Source organism: Streptomyces sp. NPDC046215 (assembly GCF_040646215.1).
Lineage (GTDB): Bacteria > Actinomycetota > Actinomycetes > Streptomycetales > Streptomycetaceae > Streptomyces > Streptomyces stramineus.
In genome coordinates this window covers 1-17,315 of record NZ_JBEYZW010000079.1, presented here as the reverse complement: position 1 = coordinate 17,315, position 17,315 = coordinate 1, and the positions used below count along the sequence as shown (strand labels likewise).

Below are 17,315 nucleotides of genomic sequence, written 5' to 3'. Positions count from 1 at the left end.
AGGCCCAGGGGGAGGTGAGAGCGCATGGCGGAGCCGAACTGCCTGGTCGCCAACGACTGGATCTGCGGTGAATACCTGCGTACCCGCGGCCAGGAGCTGACGGACGCCACGCTCCAGCACATCGGCATCACGCTCGTCTCGGTGGTGATCGCCCTGCTCGTGGCCTTTCCGCTGACGCTGCTGGCCCGCAGATGGCGCCGGGTCGCCGGCCCGGTCCTCGGGGTGACCACGGTCTTGTACACCGTGCCGTCCCTGGCCATGTTCTCGCTGCTGGTCCCGGTCCTCGGGCTGACGGCGGCCTCCGTGGTGACGGGCCTGGTGCTCTACGCCCTGACGATTCTCGTGCGGAACATCCTGGCCGGGCTCGCCTCGGTGCCGGAGGAGGTCCGGGAGGCGGCGCGCGGCATGGGGTACGGGCCGGTGCGGCTGCTGTTCGCGGTGGAGCTGCCGCTGGCGCTGCCCGCCCTGATGGCGGGCCTGCGGATCGCCACGGTCTCCACGATCTCGCTCACCACCATCGGCGCGATCATCGGCCACGGCGGTCTGGGCAACCTCGTCTACGAAGGCCTGCACAGCTACTTCAAGGCGCAGGTGCTCACCGCGTCGGTGCTCTGCGTGGCGCTGGCGGTGGCGGCGGATCTCGCCCTGCTGCTCCTGCAGCGGTTGCTGACGCCCTGGGCGCGGAAGAAGAAGCAGCGGCGGCACAAGCCCGGCGGGATACCCGCCGGGAGACGGCCCGCCGCCGTGGCCGCGGTGGGGAAGGAGGCTCTCTGATGGGCGTCGTCGAGCGGACGTGGACGTGGCTGGCCACCGGAGCGCACTGGTCCGGCGCGGACGGGGTGTGGCACCGCCTGTCGGAGCACCTGTACCTGACCGTGGTGTGCCTGGCGATCTCCTGCGCGATCGCGCTGCCCGTGGCCGTGGTGCTGGGGCACGTGGGCCGCGGCGGCGCGCTGGCGGTCAACCTCTCCAACGCGGGCCGCGCGGTGCCGACGTTCGCGGTGCTGGTGCTCCTGCTGCTCAGCCCGCTGGGCACGTACGGGTCCTGGCCCACGATCATCGCGCTGGTGCTCTTCGCGATCCCGCCGATGCTGACCAACGCCTATGTGGGCATGCGCGAGGTCGACCGTGACGTGGTCGAGGCCGCCCGCGGCATGGGGATGACGGGCCGTCAACTGATCGGCCGCGTCGAGCTGCCGCTGGCGTTCCCCCTGATCATGACCGGGGTGCGGACCGCGGCCGTCCAGGTCGTGGCGACGACCACGATCGCCGCCCTGGCCGGCGGCGGGGGCCTCGGCCGGATCATCACCGCGGGTTTCCGGCTCACCGATACCGCGCAGGTGGTGGCGGGGGCCCTGCTGGTCGCGGTGCTCGCTCTGCTGGTCGAGGGAGTGTTCGTCCTGCTGAAGCGGCTGCTGGACCCCGGGCGGCGGCGCCGCCTTTCCGACGTCTGACCAAGCGCGTGTCCGCCCGCCCGGGCGGCGGCCGAACGGATGGAGAGCCCCACATGAGCAGGTCCCCGCGCCGAGCGTGGCCCACCCGCGCCCTGTCGGCGGCGGCCGCTGCCACGGCCCTGGCCGCAGGACTCGCCGGGTGCGCCGGCGACAGCCTGGAGAAGTCCGGTGGAGGGGGTAATTCCGCCAAGCCCGGGCAGGGTTCGCTGGTCGTCGGATCGGCGTCCTTCACCGAGTCCAGGGTGCTCGCCGAGATATACGCGGCGCTGCTGAGGGACGCCGGATATTCGACCAAGATCACTACGGTCGACGCCCGTGAGTTGTACGAACCGGCGCTGGAGAAGGGCGACATCGATGTGGTCCCGGAGTATGCGGCCACGCTCGCCGAATTCCTGAACAGGAAGCAGAACGGCAAGGACGCTCCGGCGGTCGCCTCCGCCGATGCCGAGGCCACGGTGAAGGCCCTGCGGAAACTCGCCGAGCCGCGCGGTCTCAAGGTGCTCGACCCGGGCCGGGCGGTCGACCAGAACGCCTTCGCGGTAACACGGGAGTTCGCGGAGAAACACCAGCTCAAGACCCTTTCCGATCTGGGAAAGTCGCAGCAGAAGGTCAAGCTCGCGGCGGGTGACGAATGCCCCCAGCGGCCCTTCTGCCAGCCGGGCCTGGAGAAGACCTACGGCATCGGCATCACGGGCATCGCCCCCCTGGAGGTCGGCAGCACGCAGGCCAAGCAGGCGGTCAAGGACGGCAAGGCCCAGATGCTCCTGACCACCACCACGGACGCCACGCTCGAACAGTTCGATCTCGTGCTCCTCAAGGACGACAAGAACCTCCAGAACTCCGACAACGTCCTGCCCGTGGTGAATGCGAAGAAGGCGGGCGCGCAGAACGTCACCGATGCCCTCGCCAAGCTCACCCGGGTGCTGACCACCGCCGATCTCACCGAACTCAACAAGAAGGTCGACACGGAGCGCCTCAAGCCCGCGGATGTCGCCGCCCGCTACCTCAAGGACAAGCGACTGCTGACGAACTAGCGGCTGAAGAACGGAAGGGGCAGGGAAAAAGTAAGATCAAAGGACGAGTTTGGTGGGGGAGTCCCACTCCCGCGGCGACGCACGGTAAGTTTCAGGCCATGCCACGAGGACGCCATCGCCATTCGCCATCCCTGCACAGGCTTCTTCCCCCATCGACGGTCGCCGCGACATCGGTCGCCTGCGCCGCCGGTGCCTGGGTGGTAGGTGAAACGGTCGTCATCCGGGGCCTCGCCGCGGCGGCTGCCGCCGCCGCGGTGGTCGGTGCCGTGCTGATGCGCCGTTGGGACCAATCCGCCGGAAAGCGGGTCGCCCAGCTCACCGCCGCCCGCACCCGGGAGGAGTGGAAGACCGAGGAGCGCATAGCCGAGCTGGAGACCGAGCTCGAAGAGGCCCGTGCCGCCCGGTCCGGTGCCGAGACCAAGCTGCGGGGCAAGCGCTCCGAGCTGGCCCGGCTGCGCACCGAGCACGCCGACCTGCTGCGCCGCTACGCCGCCGCCGAGACCGGGCGCGCCCGGGCGCTGGAGGGCCGCCGGCTCGCCCAGAGCCCGGGGCTGCGGTCCGTCAAGGAGCTCGCGGCCGCCGCGTCCGGGCCGGCCGTCCCCGCGTCCGCGTACCGCGCGGCCGCCGAGGCCCTCCACGACCTGGAGCGCAAGGCCGGACGCCGGCAGCCGCAGAGCCCGGCCGAGGTCAACGAGCCGAAGCGGCTCAACGGCCCGGCGCAGGCCCGCGAGGGGGACGAGCCCGCGCTCCGGCCCGTCGCCGCCACCGGCGTGCCCCGGGCCACCCCGGCCCTCAAGGCCGTCGAGGACCCGGCACCCGGGACCACCGAGGACCGCGCCCCGGCCCGCGGCGAGGAGCAGCCCGCGGCGGAGCCCGCCGGCGCCCCCGCCGTCCGGCCCGCCGCCGCGGCCCTGCCGGTGCCGCCGCAGGCCGCGCGGCGTCCCGCCTCGCGCGCCACGGGCGGCTTCGACTTCTTCGGCACCCAGAAGCCGGCCCCGGCCGCCCGGCCCGTCGAGGAGACGGACCTCGCGGACGTCGTCGGCGAGGAAGCCCTCGCCCAGGCGGGCGACGCCGCCGCGGGGGACGCCGAAGAGGACGTCATCGACCTGACCGCGCACGACGAGACCGAGCAGATCGACGTGGCGGAGCTGCGCACCGCGATCTCCTAGGAGCGCCCGGAAGCGTCGTGAACGAAGGAACCCCGGCGGGCCACCGCCGGGGTTCCTTCGTTCCGCCGAGCCTGCTTGCCGCTCGGGTCCTACTTGTCGATGTCACCGACGACGAAGAACAGCGAGCCCAGGATCGCCACCATGTCGGCGACGAGCGTGCCGGGCAGCAGCTCGGTCAGCGCCTGGATGTTGTTGAACGACGCCGACCGGAGCTTGAGCCGGTACGGCGTCTTCTCGCCCTTGGAGACCAGGTAGTAGCCGTTGAGGCCCAGGGGGTTCTCCGTCCAGGCGTACGTCGCGCCCTCCGGGGCCTTCAGCACCTTGGGCAGCCGCTGGTTGATCGGGCCCGGCGGCAGGTCGGCGATGCGCTCCAGGCACGCCGCCGCCAGCTCCAGCGCGTTGTGGGTCTGGTCCAGCAGGCACTCGAAGCGGGCCAGGCAGTCGCCCTCCTGCCGGGTGACGACCCTGAGGGTGTCCCGCAGCTCCCCGTAGGCCAGGTAGGGCTCGTCGCGCCGCAGGTCGAAGTCGACGCCGGACGCGCGGGCGATGGGCCCGCTGACCCCGTACGCGTGCACGGCCTCCCGCGACAGCGTGCCGACGCCGCGGGTACGGCCCCGGAAGATCTCGTTGCCCAGCACCAGCCGGTCGTAGACATCCATCCGGGAGCGGACGTCGGCCACCGCGTCGCGGGCGCGGCCCAGCCAGCCCGCGGGCAGGTCCTCCTTCAGGCCGCCGACGCGGTTGAACATGTAGTGCATCCGGCCGCCCGAGACCTCCTCCATCACCGTCTGGAGCTGCTCGCGCTCGTGGAAGGCGTGGAAGACGGGGGTGATGCCGCCGAGCTCCAGCGGGTACGAGCCGAGGAACATCAGGTGGTTGAGCACCCGGTTGAGCTCGGCGAGCAGCGTGCGCGTCCACACGGCGCGCTCGGGGACCTCCATGCCGAGCATCCGCTCCACGGCGAGGACCACACCGAGCTCGTTGGAGAAGGCCGACAGCCAGTCGTGGCGGTTGGCGAGCATGACGATCTGCCGGTAGTCGCGCGCCTCGAAGAGCTTCTCCGCACCCCGGTGCATATAGCCGACGACCGGCTCGGCGTGCTGGATCCGCTCCCCGTCCAGGACGAGCCGCAGCCGCAGCACACCGTGTGTGGACGGGTGCTGCGGACCGATGTTGAGCACCATGTCGGTGCTCTCCGCCGCGCCGCCGATGCCGACTGTCGTCTCAGAGGTTGGGGCCATGGGGGACAGTTTGTCAGCCCTCCTCCGCGAGGTGCCCCCCGCCGGGCCCCACCAGCCCCGCGCAGGCGTCCCCGACGGGCTGCACGAGCCAGCGGAACCCGCCCAGCCCTCCCGGGGCGGTCAGCTCGGCGGCCTCACCGGCCGCCCCCAGAGCCCGTACATAAGCGGCCGGATCGGACGAAGCGAGCGCCAGCGGCGGCCGGCTCCCGTCGACCCCGAGGGCCCGGAGCGCCGCGCGCTGGGTCAGCAGGGAGCTGCCCCGTCCCGCGCACGCGTCCAGGGCCACGTGGGCGGTGATGTCGCACGAGCCGTCCGGCACCGGGCGCACCTCGCGGCCGTCGCGGAAGCCGGTCAGCGTCCCGAAGGGCGGGCGGTCCGCGCGGTCGTGCGCGTAGTCCACGGCGACGGCCAGCCCGGCCCGGAGGCTGCCCACGGCCCGGGCCCAGGCGGCGTCGCGCGGCCGGCCGATCTCGGCGCGGCTGCCGGGGGGCGCGCCGTCCAGGGGCCACCAGCTGGCGAGCCAGGCGGCGTCCTCGCCGGCCACCGGCCCGCCGAGGAGCTCCTCGCCGTCCTCCTGGACGAGCACCTGGCGGGCGAGGCCTTCGGCGTCCGTCTCGGCGACGTCCAGCGGCACGTTGTCGAGCCACTCGTTGGCGAAGAGGAGCCCCTCGACGCCGTCGGGGACGTCACTCAGCCAGGTGATACGACCGTCGAGCCCCGGCGGCCGCTCCGCGCGTTCCACGGCGTACGGGCGCAGCCGCGCCGCCAGCTCGGGCGGGGTCCGCCCGAGCACCCCGGCCAGGAGCTCGCCCCGCCCCGCGCCGACGTCCGTGAACGCCAGCTCCGCCGGGTGCCCCAGCGCCTCGTCGACGCGGCGCAGCAGCTCGGCGACCGCCCCCGCGTAGAGCGCCGAGGCGTGCACGGAGGTACGGAAGTGCCCCGCGGGGCCCTCGGGGCGCCGGTAGAAGCCGTTCGGGCCGTACAGGGCGGCCTCCGTGGCGGCACGCCATGTCGTTGTTCCGCTTGCCATGTGCCCACGCTATGCGGCCTCGCGGGGCAGGTGGCCTCCACCTTGGGGAGTAGGCGAGGCGTCAACGGATCGATCGTCCGGTTGACCCCGGCACGTACCCGGCGTGCCTACGCTGGGTGACGTGCACCGTCTCTACGACTTTCTCCGCAGGCACCCGACGGGTGTGGACAGCTTCTGGGCCGTGCTCCTGCTCGGCTTCTCGGGGCTGATGATCGCCCAGGAAGTCGCGGGCCGCAGCGAGAAACTCGCGGCGACCTTCTCGGCGATGGTGCTGTGCGTGGTGGTCGCCCTGCGGCGGCACGCCCCCGAGAAGATGCTGATCCTGGCGACCCTCGCCGGGATCGCCCAGCTGACCTTCAACGCCCAGCCGCACCCCGCCGACTTCGCCATGCTGGTGATCATCTACACGGTGGCCTCCGGGACCACCCGCTGGGCGTCCCGCTACGCCCTGATCGGCTGCTTCGCGGCGCCCCTCCTCAGCACGGTCCGCTGGCACAGCTCCGGAACCCGGAACGACGTCATCGTCATCGTCTTCCTGACCGTCCCCTTCCTCCTCGCCTGGGTGCTCGGCGACTCGATGCGCACCCGGCGCGCCTACTGGGACCAGCTGGAGGAGCGTGCCAGCCGGCTGGAGAAGGAGCGCGAGCAGCAGGCGCGGATGGCGGTCGTCGCCGAGCGCGCCCGGATCGCCCGCGAGCTGCACGACGTCGTCGCGCACAACGTCTCGGTGATGGTGGTGCAGGCGGACGGCGCCGCCTACGTCCTGGACGCCTCGCCCGAGCAGGCCAAACAGGCGCTGGAGACGATCTCCGGCACCGGCCGCCAGGCCCTGGCCGAGATGCGCCGGCTGCTGGGCGTGCTGCGCACCGAGGAGGGCGGCGAGGGCGGCGAGTACGTGCCGCAGCCCGACGTGGAACAGATCGGCGACCTCGTGGAGCAGGTGCGCAACGCGGGCCTCCCGGTGGAATTCCAGGTCGAGGGCGCGCCGCGGCCGCTGCCCAGCGGCGTGGAGCTGACCGCCTACCGCATCGTGCAGGAGGCGCTGACCAACTCCCGCAAGCACGGCGGCCCCGACGTGGGCGCCACCGTGCGCCTGACCTTCTTCGACGACGGGCTCGGCCTGCTGGTCGAGGACGACGGCCGGGGCGCGCAGCACGAGCTGTACGAGTCCGGGGGCGTGGACGGCATGGGGCACGGCCTGATCGGCATGCGTGAGCGCGTCGGCATGGTCGGAGGCACCCTGGACGCGGGGCCGCGGCCGGGCGGCGGCTTCCGGATCAGCGTGCTGCTGCCGATCAAACCGGCGCGCTGACCCACACTGGTTTCCTGTCGGGTGTGCCGGTGGCCGTGCGAGCGGCCGCGGCCCGCCGACCCCCACGGCCCGTGAACACCTACGAAAGGGATCCCGCATGTCGATCCGCGTGATGCTCGTCGACGACCAGGTGCTGCTGCGCACCGGCTTCCGCATGGTGCTGGCCGCCCAGCCCGACATGGACGTCGTCGCCGAGGCGGGGGACGGTGCGGAGGCCCTGGAGGTGCTCGCCCGCACCGAGGTGGACGTGGTCCTGATGGACGTCCGCATGCCGCGCATGGACGGGGTGGAGGCCACCCGCCGCATCTGCGAGCAGGACGGCGCGCCGAAGGTGCTGATCCTGACCACCTTCGACCTGGACGAGTACGCCTTCTCCGCGCTGAAGGTCGGCGCGAGCGGCTTCATGCTCAAGGACGTGCCCCCGGCGGACCTGCTGGGCGCGATCCGGGCCGTGCACAGCGGTGACGCCGTGGTGGCCCCCAGCACGACCCGCCGACTGCTGGATCGTTTCACCCCCATGCTGCCCGGCACGGGCAACGAGCCGACGAGCGCGGAGCTGGGCCGCCTGACCGACCGGGAGCGCGAGGTGATGCTGCTGGTGGCCCAGGGCCTGTCCAACGGCGAGATCGCCGGTCGGCTCGTGCTGTCGGAGGCCACGGTCAAGACCCACGTGGGGCGGATCCTCACCAAGCTGGGCCTGCGGGACCGCGTGCAGGTCGTCGTCCTGGCCTACGAGAGCGGCCTCGTACGGGCGGGCGGCGGCGCGGCACAGTAGGGGAGCACACCGGGCGGTGCCTGCCGGGGGGCGGGGCGATCTCTTGCCCGTGCCCGTGCCTGTGCCCGCGCGGGGCGGGGGGTCGGTAGGTGTGGCGCGCGGGGTGGAGCGTCGGCAGGCGTGGCGGTGCGGTGCGGGGCGGGGCGCCGACAGGCGGAGCGGCGCGGGGCCGGGCGCCGGCAGGCGTGGCGCGCGGGGCCGAACGCCCACAGGCGTGACGGCGCGGGGTGGTGGCCGGGGCGCCCGGCCCCTCAGATCAGCACCGCCTCCAGGAAGTCACTGCCCAGCCGGGCCGCCACCGTCAGGTCGAGCTGGTGCAGCACGTACCGCCCCCGCCGCCTGGTCGTCAGCAGCCCGGCCTTCTTCAGCACGGCTATGTGGCGGGACACCTCGGGCGGCGTCAGCCCGTACGAGGTGGCCAGCTCGCCCGTGGTGTGCGGGCCGCGCGCCAGATGGCGGCACAGCCGCATCCGTACCGGGTGGGCGAGCGCCTCCAGCCGCTGCTGCACCAGCTGCGGAGCCGTGTGCTGGGGAAGGTCCGGGCCCGGCACCGGGTACTGGATGACCGGCTGCCAGCCGGACCGGTGGACGGCGAACAGGTGCGGCCAGCCGAAGGCCGTCGGCAGGAACGTCACCCCCTTCCCGTACGCCGTCGTGCGCCCGTGCACCAGCTTGTCGACGACGATCCGGGACCGGTCGCCGCTGAGCGAGACGGCGGGGGAGACCGCGGCCAGGGCGTCCGCCAGGCCCTTGCGGCGCAGCAGATCCGCCTTCTGCCGGGCGTCGGCGGCGAGCTGGACGCGGACCCGCTGCCAGTTGTCGGCGAAGAACGCCTGCTCGCAGTCCTCGAAGAGACGGCGCAGCCAGGCGCGCAGGGAGGCCGGATCCGTCAGCATCCGGTCGGTGAACTCCGCCTGCCGCGGCCCGCGGGCGGCGGAGAGCTCCCGCACCTGGGCCCGCTCCCGCGCGTCGACCAGGGGCGAGGGCCGGCCCCGCTCGTAGTCGCCCGTGCAGGTGATCTCGAAGGCGGCGGAGGTGAACGTCTCGTCGTCCATCCGGTCGAGGTCGTCCAGCTCCTCGGCGAGCGTGGCCCGGGGGACCGCCGGCAGCAGCAGATCGGAGCGCGTGGAGCTCCACAGGAAGTCGGCTTCCGTCAGCCGGTCGGCGAGATCGGGCTTGAGACACGAGGCGGTGGCGGTGACCCAGCCGTGCAGCCCGGGGTGGTGCGCGGGCTCGGCCAGCGCGTGCAGCATCGCCCCCAGCTCGGCCAGCGGCGACGGGCTGAACTGAATGCGCTCCGGCGGCAGCCCCGTGATGTCGATGTCCACGCTCATGCCGTCATCGTCCCTCTCTTATCGCAGGCCGGGCCGTCAATTGACGGTCCTCGTCAATCCAAGCGACGGGCACTCGGGGGCCGTTCCAGAGTGAGTGCCATGAACGCCAACCAGCAGCACATGCTCGACCTCTACCGCGCCGCCCAGCACCACGAGCCGGCACCGCCCGCCCCGGGAACGGGCGATGTGCGGGCCGTCCGCGAACTCCGCACCTGGTGGCAGTTCCGCGCCGTCCTTGCCGGGCGCGTCGCCACCCGCCGCTCCCTGCGGAGCGCGCTGCCGGCCTTCCTGCGCCCGGCCACCACCCCTGCGGCCCGGCCCGCCGTGCCCGCCGCCACCGCCCCGGCCGCCCCGGTCACCCCCGCCGCCTCAGCCACCGCCCCCGCAGCCCGCCGGGAGCCGGTCCAGCACCGCGCCGACCGCTGCGACGACGGCCTCGGGCGTCCAGCCCAGTGCCGATGAGCCGACCGTGACCTCGGTGACCGCGAGGCCGGGCACCTCGGAGTCGAACCAGCGGCTGAACACCCATATGCCGCTCTCCTCCGCCAACGACACCCCGGCCTCCTCCAGCTCCGCGGCCGGATACGGCAGCCACACCTGGAACTGGTGGGTGTGCGGCACCCCCGGGTGGACCCGGAACCACGGCACCCCGGCGGCCCGGAAGCCCTCCGCCAGCGCCCGCGCGACCACCTTCGCGTGCGCGACGTACGACGGCAGCCGCGGCAGCTCCTGATCCAGCCCGGCCAGGGCCGCCACCGCCGCCGGCCACTGCTGGACGACCTCCCCGCCGTACCGGTGCCGCCACACCTTCGCCTCCGCCACCAGCGCGGCCGGCCCCGCCAGCGCGGCCCCCGACAGGCCGCCGAGCGACTTGTAGAAAGACACGTACACCGAGTCCGCCAGGGCGGCGATCTCCGGCAGGCCCCTGCCGAAGTGCGGGACGCACTCCCACAGCCGCGCCCCGTCGAAATGGACCACCGCGTCCCGCTCCCGGGCGGCCTCCACCACTTCCGTGAGCTCCTCCCATGTGGGCAGCACGAACCCGGCGTCGCGCTGTGGCAGCTCCAGGAGGAGCGTCCCGAACGGCTCGGCCAGCTCACGGATCTCTTCGGCCGTCGGCGGCCGCGGCTCGTCCGTGGGATGCACCGCCCGCAACCCACTGACCACGGCGTACGCGCCGCGCTCGTGCTTCTCCAGGTGCGAGAGCGGGTGCAGCGCCACCACCTGGCTGCCGGTACGGCCCGCCCAGCACCGCAGCGCCACCTGCTGGGCCATCGTGCCCGTCGGGAAGAACGCCGCGGCCTCCGTGCCGAGCAGCTCCGCGACCCGCTGCTCCAGCTCGCCGACCACCCCGTCCCCGTAGGTGTCCACCCCCGCGTCCAGGTCGTAGGCGGCGGGGGCGTCGGCGGCCAGCCGCGCCAGCCGCTCCCCGACCGTCAGGCCGTGCGGGATCCCGCTCAGCACCCGCTCCGATCCGCGCAGCGCCGCGAGCCTGCGGGCCCGCTCCCCACCCCGCGGAGCCGTGGTCTCCCCGGCCCCGCCGCCGTCGTCCGTCTTCTCCTCGGTCATGCGCCGATGATGACGCACAACCGGGCACCGCCCCGGGTTATCCACAGGCCCGTCCGGGCCCGGCTCTCCGTTGTCCACAGGGCTGGGGAGACCCAGGAGGGACGGCCGCGCACTCGCGTAGCATGACGAGGGAATCGTCCGGTACCCACCGCGGACTGGAACGGAAGGCCATCACGAAAGGCCGTCGCCGCGTGAACGCACACCTCGTCCCGGAGCACCCGAGCCCCCAGGACCGCCCCGCCCGGCTCACCGTCGGCGTCGTCGGCGCGGGCCGGGTCGGCCCCTCGCTCGCCGCCGCGCTCCGGCTCGCCGGGCACCGCCCGGTCGCCGCCTCCGGAGTGTCCGACGCCTCCGTGCGCCGGGCCGCCGCCCTGCTGCCGGACGTCCCGCTCGTCCCGCCCGCCGAAGTCCTCGCGCGCGCCGAGCTCGTCCTGCTCACGGTCCCCGACGACGCCCTGCCCGGCCTGGTCGCCGGCCTCGCCGAGACCGGCGCGATCCGCCCCGGGCAGCTCCTCGTCCACACCTCCGGCCGCCACGGCACCGCCGTCCTCGACCCGGCCCGCCGCGCCGGCGCCCTGCCGCTCGCCCTGCACCCCGCGATGACCTTCACCGGCACCGCGGTGGACGTCGAGCGGCTCGCCGGCTGCTCCTTCGGCGTCACCGCCCCCGAGCCGCTGCGGCTCGCCGCCGAGGCCCTCGTCATCGAGATGGGCGGCGAGCCCGAGTGGATCGAGGAAGAGGCCCGCCCGCTCTACCACGCGGCCCTCGCGATGGGCTCCAACCACCTCGTCACGCTCGTCGCCCAGTCCCTGGAACTGCTGCGCACGGCCGGAGTCGGTGCCCCCGACCGGATGCTCGGCCCCCTCCTCTCGGCCGCCCTCGACAACGCCCTGCGCAGCGGCGACGCCGCCCTCACCGGCCCGGTGGCCCGCGGCGACGCCGGCACCGTCGCCGCCCACGTCGAGCAGCTGCGCACCCACGCGCCCCAGGCCGTCGCCGGATACCTGGCGATGGCCCGCACGACCGCGGACCGCGCCCTGGCGGCCGGACTGCTCAAGCCGGAACTGGCGGAGGACCTGCTCGGTGTCCTCGCGGACGGAGGAAACGCATGACCACCCGACTCATCCGCACCGCCGAGGAGCTGCACGCCCTGCCACGCCGGGGCCGGCAGGCCGTCGTGATGACGATGGGCGCCCTGCACGAGGGCCACGCCACCCTCGTGCGCACCGCCCGCGAGCTCGTCGGCCCGCAGGGGCAGGTCGTCGTCACCGTCTTCGTCAACCCCCTGCAGTTCGGCGCGGGTGAGGACCTCGACCGCTACCCCCGCACCCTGGACGCCGACCTCGTCGTCGCCGAGAAGGCCGGCGCCGACGGCGTCTTCGCGCCCGCCGCCGAAGAGGTCTACCCCGGCGGCGAGCCGCAGGTGCGGATCACCGCGGGCCCCATGGGCGAGCGCGTCGAAGGCGCCCACCGCCCCGGCCACTTCGACGGCATGCTCACCGTCGTCGCCAAGCTCCTGCACCTCACCCGGCCGGACGTCGCGCTCTTCGGGCAGAAGGACGCCCAGCAGCTCGCCCTCATCCGCCGCATGGTCCGCGACCTCAACTTCCCCGTGGAGATCACCGGCGTCCCCACCGTCCGCGAGGACGACGGCCTCGCCCTCTCCAGCCGCAACCGCTACCTCACCGACGCCGACCGCTCCAGCGCGCTGGAGCTCTCCCGCGCCCTGCGCGCGGGCGCGGCGGCCGCCGAAGACGGCCCCGGGGCCGTCCGCGAGGCCGCCCGCGCGGTCCTGGGCCGGGCGGCCGGCCTGGAGCCCCCCGTCGCCCTGGACTACCTGGCCCTCGTCGATCCCGCCGACTTCACCGAGGCCGGGGACGACTTCACCGGCGAAGCCGTCCTCGCCGTCGCCGCCAAGGTGGGCACCACCCGCCTGATCGACAACATCCCCCTGAACTTCGGAGGCCGGCGATGACCGGAATACGGCTCCACGCCCCGAGCCCCGGCTGGTCCCTCGACGCCGATGTCGTCGTCATCGGCTCCGGCGTCGCCGGCCTCACCGTCGCGCTGCGCTGCGCCGCCGCCGGCGCCCGCGTCACCGTCGTCACCAAGGCCCGCCTGGACGACGGCTCCACCCGCTGGGCCCAGGGCGGCATCGCCGCGGCCCTCGGCGACGGCGACACCCCCGAGCAGCACCTGGACGACACGCTCGTCGCCGGGGCCGGCCTCTGCTCCGAGGAAGCCGTACGGGCCATGGTCACCGAAGGCCCGGGCGCCGTCCGGCGGCTCATCGCCACCGGGGCCCTCTTCGACACCGACAGCGACACCGGCGAGATCCTCCTGACCCGCGAGGGCGGCCACCACCGGCGCCGCATCGCCCACGCCGGCGGCGACGCCACCGGCGCCGAGATCTCCCGGGCGCTCGTCGGGGCCGTCCGGGACGCCGGCATCGAGACGGTGGAGAACGCCCTGGTCCTCGACCTCCTCAAGGACGCGTCCGGCCGCGCCGCCGGCGTCACCCTGCACGTCATGGGCGAAGGCCGGCGCGACGGCGTCGGCGCCGTCCGCGCCAAGGCCGTCGTCCTGGCCACCGGCGGCATGGGCCAGGTCTTCTCCGCGACCACCAACCCCGCGGTCTCCACCGGCGACGGCGTCGCCCTGGCCCTGCGCGCCGGGGCCCAGGTCTCCGACCTGGAGTTCGTCCAGTTCCACCCCACGGTCCTGTGGCTCGGCCCCGACGCGGAAGGGCAGCAGCCCCTGGTGTCGGAGGCGGTCCGCGGCGAGGGCGCCCACCTCGTCGACGCGGCCGGGCACCGCTTCATGGTCGGCGCTCACGAGCTCGCCGAGCTCGCCCCCCGCGACATCGTCGCCAAGGGCATCATGCGCCGCATGCGCGAGCAGGGCGCCGAGCACATGTACCTCGACGCCCGCCACTTCGGCGCCGAGATGTGGGCCCACCGCTTCCCCACCATCCTCGCGGCCTGCCGCGCCCACGGCATCGATCCCGTGACCGAGCCGATCCCGGTGGCGCCCGCCGCGCACTACGCCTCCGGCGGCGTCCGCACCGACCTGCGCGGCCGCACGACCGTCCCCGGCCTCTACGCCTGCGGCGAGGTCGCCTGCACCGGCGTCCACGGCGCCAACCGCCTGGCCTCCAACTCCCTGCTGGAGGGCCTGGTCTTCGCCGAGCACATCGCGGCGGACATCGCCGCGGGCGGCGCCCGCACCCCCGGCGCGGCCACCCTCGAAGAGCAGCCGGTCACCCCCCTCCTCGCCCCCGAGGCCCGCCTCGCGATCCAGCGGATCATGACGACGGGCGCCGGAGTCCTGCGGTCCGCGGAGAGCCTGACCCGGGCCGCCGCCGCCCTGGACCACCTGCACTCCGAAGCGGCCACCGCCCTGGAGACGGACGGCAAGACCGCCGAGCCCGGCACCGAGAGCTGGGAGGCCACCAACCTCCTCCTCGTCGCCCGCGTCATGGTCGCCGCCGCCCTGCGCCGCGAGGAGACCCGCGGCTGCCACTGGCGTGAGGACTTCCCCGACCGCGACGATGCCACCTGGCACCGCCACCTCCTCGTGACCCTGCGGCCGGACCGCACCCTCGCGGTCTCCCGTACCGACTCGGCCGACTTCCCCCTCCTCCCGGCCTCCCCGCCGGTCTTCCCGCCCGTAACCCCGCCCGTCCCCAAGGAGACCAGCGTGAGCACCACCCCCGACGACCTCACCGTGCACCGCATCACCCTGCCCGGCGAGGAACCCGCCGCGGAGTCCGCCGGCGGCTGCGGTGACGGCTGCGGCTGCGGCGAGATCTTCGAGGACGACGCCATGGAGTGCGGCCTCGACCCCTCGCTCGCCGCCCTCCTCACCGAGGCCGGCCTCAACCCGCTCCAGATCGAGGACCTCGCCCACCTCGCCGTCGAGGAGGACCTCGACGGCGGCGAGGACGTCACGACCGTCGCCACCATCCCCGAGGACGCCGTCGCCACCGGTGACTTCACGGCCCGCGAGGACGGCACCGTCGCCGGGCTGCGCGTCGCGGAGGCCATCCTCTCCGTCGTCTGCACCGACGAGTTCGAGGTCGAGCGGCACGTCGAGGACGGCGACCGCGTGACGGCCGGCCAGAAGCTGCTGACCGTCCGCACCCGCACCCGCGACCTCCTCACCGCCGAGCGCAGCGCCCTCAACCTGCTGTGCCACCTCTCCGGCATCGCCACCGCCACCCGAGAGTGGTCCGACATCCTCAAGGGCACCAAGGCCGCCGTCCGCGACACCCGCAAGACCACCGTCGGGCTGCGCGCCCTGGAGAAGTACGCGGTGCGCTGCGGCGACGGCGTGAACCACCGCATGTCCCTGTCCGACGCCGCGCTCATCAAGGACAACCACGTCATCGCCGCCGGTGGTGTCGCGGAGGCGTTCCGGCTGGTCCGCGCCTCCTTCCCCGACGTGCCCATCGAGGTCGAGGTGGACCGGATCGACCAGATCCCCCCGGTCCTCGCCGAGGGCGCCGACCTCATCCTGCTCGACAACTTCACCCCCGAGCAGACCCGCGAGGCCGTCGAGCTCGTCGCGGGCCGGGCCATGCTGGAGTCCTCCGGCCGCCTCACGCTCGTCAACGCCCGCGCCTACGCCGAGACCGGGGTCGACTACCTCGCGGTCGGCGCGCTCACCCACTCCTCCCCGATCCTCGACATCGGCCTGGACCTCCGGGAGGAGGACGCCTGATGCTGCTCACCATCGATGTCGGCAACACCCACACCGTCCTCGGCCTCTTCGACGGCGACGAGATCGTCGAGCACTGGCGCGTCTCCACCGACGCGCGCCGCACCGCCGACGAACTGGCCGTCCTGCTGCAGGGCCTGATGGGCATGCACCCGCTCCTCGGCGAGGAGCTGGGTGACGGCATCGACGGCATCGCCATCTGCTCGACGGTCCCCGCCGTGCTGCACGAGCTGCGCGAGGTCACCCGCCGGTACTACGGCGACGTACCCGCCGTCCTGGTGGAGCCCGGCGTCCGCACCGGCGTGCCGATCCTGATGGACAACCCGAAGGAGGTCGGCGCGGACCGCATCGTCAACGCCGTCGCCGCCGTCGAGCTCTACGGCGGCCCCTGTGTCGTCGTCGACTTCGGCACGGCCACCACGTTCGACGCGGTCAGTGCCCGGGGCGAGTACGCGGGCGGGGTGATCGCTCCCGGCATCGAGATCTCGGTCGAGGCGCTGGGCGTCAAGGGCGCCCAGCTCCGCAAGATCGAGCTGGCCCGCCCGCGCAGCGTCATCGGCAAGAACACCGTGGAGGCCATGCAGTCCGGCATCCTCTACGGCTTCGCGGGCCAGGTCGACGGCGTCGTCAACCGCATGGCCCGCGAGCTCGCCGCCGACCCCGACGACGTCACCGTCATCGCCACCGGCGGCCTGTCGCCGCTGGTGCTCGGCGAGGCGACGGTCATCGACGAGCACGAGCCGTGGCTCACCCTCATCGGCCTGCGCCTGGTCTACGAGCGCAACGTCCCCCGCTCTTAAGCGCCGCCACCGCGGCCGCACCGGTCCGTACCCGTCGGGCGTCAGGAGGAACCAACGACCCGCTCCCACAGTCCTGTCAGCTGCGAGACATGATCGTGTACATGATGGGCGTGGAGCGTAAAGGTATGAAGCGGACAATGCGTCAGATGGTGGCCGTCCCGGTGGTGCTGGCGGCCGGTCTGGTCCTGGCCGCCTCGCCCGCGCACGCGGGCCCGCCCCCGTACGCCGACTACCAGGCCATCGCCCACCCCGTCGTGGGCCGGGTCGGGCAGACCGTCGAGGTGGAGCTGGGCGTCCGCAACGGCGGGCCCGGCCCGGCCGGCCGGCAGGGCGGCCACGGCGCGGGCACCTACGAGGTGACGCCGCCGGAGGGGACGACCATCGTCGCGACGCCCCCGCCGGGCGGCGCGGGACGCCTGCCGTGCGTCGCGCGGGTCGCCCCCGCGGCGGCGGGGGCCGTCGCCTACCTCTGCGCCATCGGCGAGCACTTCCCCGCGGGGGACCGCGAGACGCTGCGCTTCCCGGTCCGCATCGACAAGAAGGTCGAGGGCGCCACGGGCCGCGTCCGCGTCGTCGACCGCGACGAGGCCCCGGCGGACGACCCCGTACCGGACAACGACACCGCCCTGATCCACGTCAAGGTCGTGGACCGCCCCCCGGCCTCCGGCGCCCCTGCCGACCCCGGCACCAACAGCACCCTCCTTCTCGCGACGACCTCCGGCACGGCGCTCTCCGCGGGGGCCATCGCCTTGGGCGTCTCCCGACGGCGGCGCTAGCGCTTCGGCCCGGGGGCTTTCGGCTGCGGGCCGTCGTGGCCGCCTGCGGCGGCGAGCGCCCTGCGGGCGCGTCCTCAAGCGCCGGACGGGCTGAAATCAGCG

General features: G+C 74.0%; 16 protein-coding genes and 1 pseudogene. 13 read left to right on the top strand and 4 right to left on the bottom strand.

What is annotated here, in order from left to right; translation table 11 throughout:
* The first annotated feature begins 24 nt into the window (after window positions 1–24).
* The 4 genes from ABZ951_RS26815 to ABZ951_RS26800 all read left to right on the top strand — a co-directional run bounded on the left by ABZ951_RS26815 (window position 25) and on the right by ABZ951_RS26800 (window position 3,657).
* Entirely contained in the window at window positions 25–774 is a 750-nt protein-coding gene (locus ABZ951_RS26815; protein WP_344096969.1) for an ABC transporter permease, read from the top strand.
* Window positions 774–1,454 (top strand): ABC transporter permease, encoded by a 681-nt coding sequence (locus ABZ951_RS26810; RefSeq protein WP_344096971.1) that lies wholly within the window; start codon window positions 774–776, stop codon window positions 1,452–1,454. The genes ABZ951_RS26815 and ABZ951_RS26810 overlap by 1 nt, the downstream gene beginning before the upstream one ends.
* A gap of 53 nt (window positions 1,455–1,507) precedes the next feature.
* Window positions 1,508–2,488, top strand: a complete 981-nt coding sequence (locus ABZ951_RS26805) for an ABC transporter substrate-binding protein (RefSeq protein WP_344096973.1) — start codon at window positions 1,508–1,510, stop codon at window positions 2,486–2,488.
* 197 nt (window positions 2,489–2,685) lie between these two features.
* Window positions 2,686–3,657 carry a hypothetical protein gene (locus ABZ951_RS26800; RefSeq protein ID WP_361280870.1) on the top strand — a complete coding sequence of 324 codons (972 nt, stop codon included), beginning with the start codon at window positions 2,686–2,688 and terminating at the stop codon, window positions 3,655–3,657.
* An 89-nt stretch (window positions 3,658–3,746) separates the two neighbouring features.
* On the opposite strand, the gene ABZ951_RS26795 is transcribed toward ABZ951_RS26800, so the two are convergent.
* Window positions 3,747–4,898: an NADH-quinone oxidoreductase subunit D gene (locus ABZ951_RS26795; protein WP_344095399.1), complete on the bottom strand. Its 1,152-nt coding sequence runs from the start codon at window positions 4,896–4,898 to the stop codon at window positions 3,747–3,749.
* A 13-nt stretch (window positions 4,899–4,911) separates the two neighbouring features.
* A complete protein-coding gene (locus tag ABZ951_RS26790) occupies window positions 4,912–5,928 on the bottom strand; it encodes an SAM-dependent methyltransferase (RefSeq protein WP_361280868.1) in 1,017 nt (338 codons plus the stop codon).
* 121 nt (window positions 5,929–6,049) lie between these two features.
* Here ABZ951_RS26790 and ABZ951_RS26785 point away from each other — a divergent pair, with 121 nt between their 5' ends.
* Together ABZ951_RS26785 and ABZ951_RS26780 are read left to right on the top strand one after the other, a co-directional pair.
* Window positions 6,050–7,240 carry a sensor histidine kinase gene (locus tag ABZ951_RS26785; protein WP_344095395.1) on the top strand — a complete coding sequence of 397 codons (1,191 nt, stop codon included), beginning with the start codon at window positions 6,050–6,052 and terminating at the stop codon, window positions 7,238–7,240.
* A gap of 97 nt (window positions 7,241–7,337) precedes the next feature.
* Complete coding sequence (locus ABZ951_RS26780) at window positions 7,338–8,015, top strand: response regulator transcription factor (protein ID WP_344095393.1); 678 nt, start codon at window positions 7,338–7,340, stop codon at window positions 8,013–8,015.
* A gap of 251 nt (window positions 8,016–8,266) precedes the next feature.
* Here ABZ951_RS26780 and ABZ951_RS26775 read toward each other — a convergent pair whose 3' ends face one another.
* Window positions 8,267–9,349 carry a DUF5937 family protein gene (locus ABZ951_RS26775; RefSeq protein WP_344095391.1) on the bottom strand — a complete coding sequence of 361 codons (1,083 nt, stop codon included), beginning with the start codon at window positions 9,347–9,349 and terminating at the stop codon, window positions 8,267–8,269.
* A 99-nt stretch (window positions 9,350–9,448) separates the two neighbouring features.
* Between ABZ951_RS26775 and ABZ951_RS26770 the strand changes: the two genes are divergently transcribed.
* Entirely contained in the window at window positions 9,449–9,811 is a 363-nt protein-coding gene (locus ABZ951_RS26770; protein ID WP_344095389.1) for a hypothetical protein, read from the top strand.
* Here the strand turns inward: ABZ951_RS26770 and ABZ951_RS26765 are convergent.
* Entirely contained in the window at window positions 9,719–10,918 is a 1,200-nt protein-coding gene (locus ABZ951_RS26765; protein WP_344095387.1) for an aminotransferase class I/II-fold pyridoxal phosphate-dependent enzyme, read from the bottom strand. The genes ABZ951_RS26770 and ABZ951_RS26765 overlap by 93 nt on opposite strands.
* 191 nt (window positions 10,919–11,109) lie before the next feature.
* On the opposite strand from ABZ951_RS26765, the gene ABZ951_RS26760 reads away from it, so the two are divergent.
* The 6 genes and pseudogenes from ABZ951_RS26760 to ABZ951_RS26735 all read left to right on the top strand — a co-directional run bounded on the left by ABZ951_RS26760 (window position 11,110) and on the right by ABZ951_RS26735 (window position 17,213).
* Window positions 11,110–12,030 carry a DUF2520 domain-containing protein gene (locus tag ABZ951_RS26760; protein WP_344095385.1) on the top strand — a complete coding sequence of 307 codons (921 nt, stop codon included), beginning with the start codon at window positions 11,110–11,112 and terminating at the stop codon, window positions 12,028–12,030.
* Window positions 12,027–12,893, top strand: coding sequence for a pantoate--beta-alanine ligase (panC, locus tag ABZ951_RS26755; RefSeq protein ID WP_344095383.1), 867 nt, complete (start codon window positions 12,027–12,029; stop codon window positions 12,891–12,893). Before ABZ951_RS26760 ends, panC begins: the two co-directional genes overlap by 4 nt.
* Window positions 12,890–14,554 (top strand): annotated as a pseudogene (locus ABZ951_RS26750) (L-aspartate oxidase); the annotation flags it as partial. The gene panC and the pseudogene ABZ951_RS26750, both read left to right, overlap by 4 nt.
* A 189-nt stretch (window positions 14,555–14,743) precedes the next feature.
* Window positions 14,744–15,640, top strand: coding sequence for a carboxylating nicotinate-nucleotide diphosphorylase (gene nadC, locus ABZ951_RS26745; RefSeq protein WP_344095401.1), 897 nt, complete (start codon window positions 14,744–14,746; stop codon window positions 15,638–15,640).
* Entirely contained in the window at window positions 15,640–16,437 is a 798-nt protein-coding gene (locus tag ABZ951_RS26740; RefSeq protein ID WP_344095381.1) for a type III pantothenate kinase, read from the top strand. The genes nadC and ABZ951_RS26740 overlap by 1 nt, the downstream gene beginning before the upstream one ends.
* A gap of 137 nt (window positions 16,438–16,574) precedes the next feature.
* Window positions 16,575–17,213 carry a hypothetical protein gene (locus ABZ951_RS26735; protein ID WP_344095379.1) on the top strand — a complete coding sequence of 213 codons (639 nt, stop codon included), beginning with the start codon at window positions 16,575–16,577 and terminating at the stop codon, window positions 17,211–17,213.
* The last annotated feature ends 102 nt before the right edge of the window (window positions 17,214–17,315 follow it).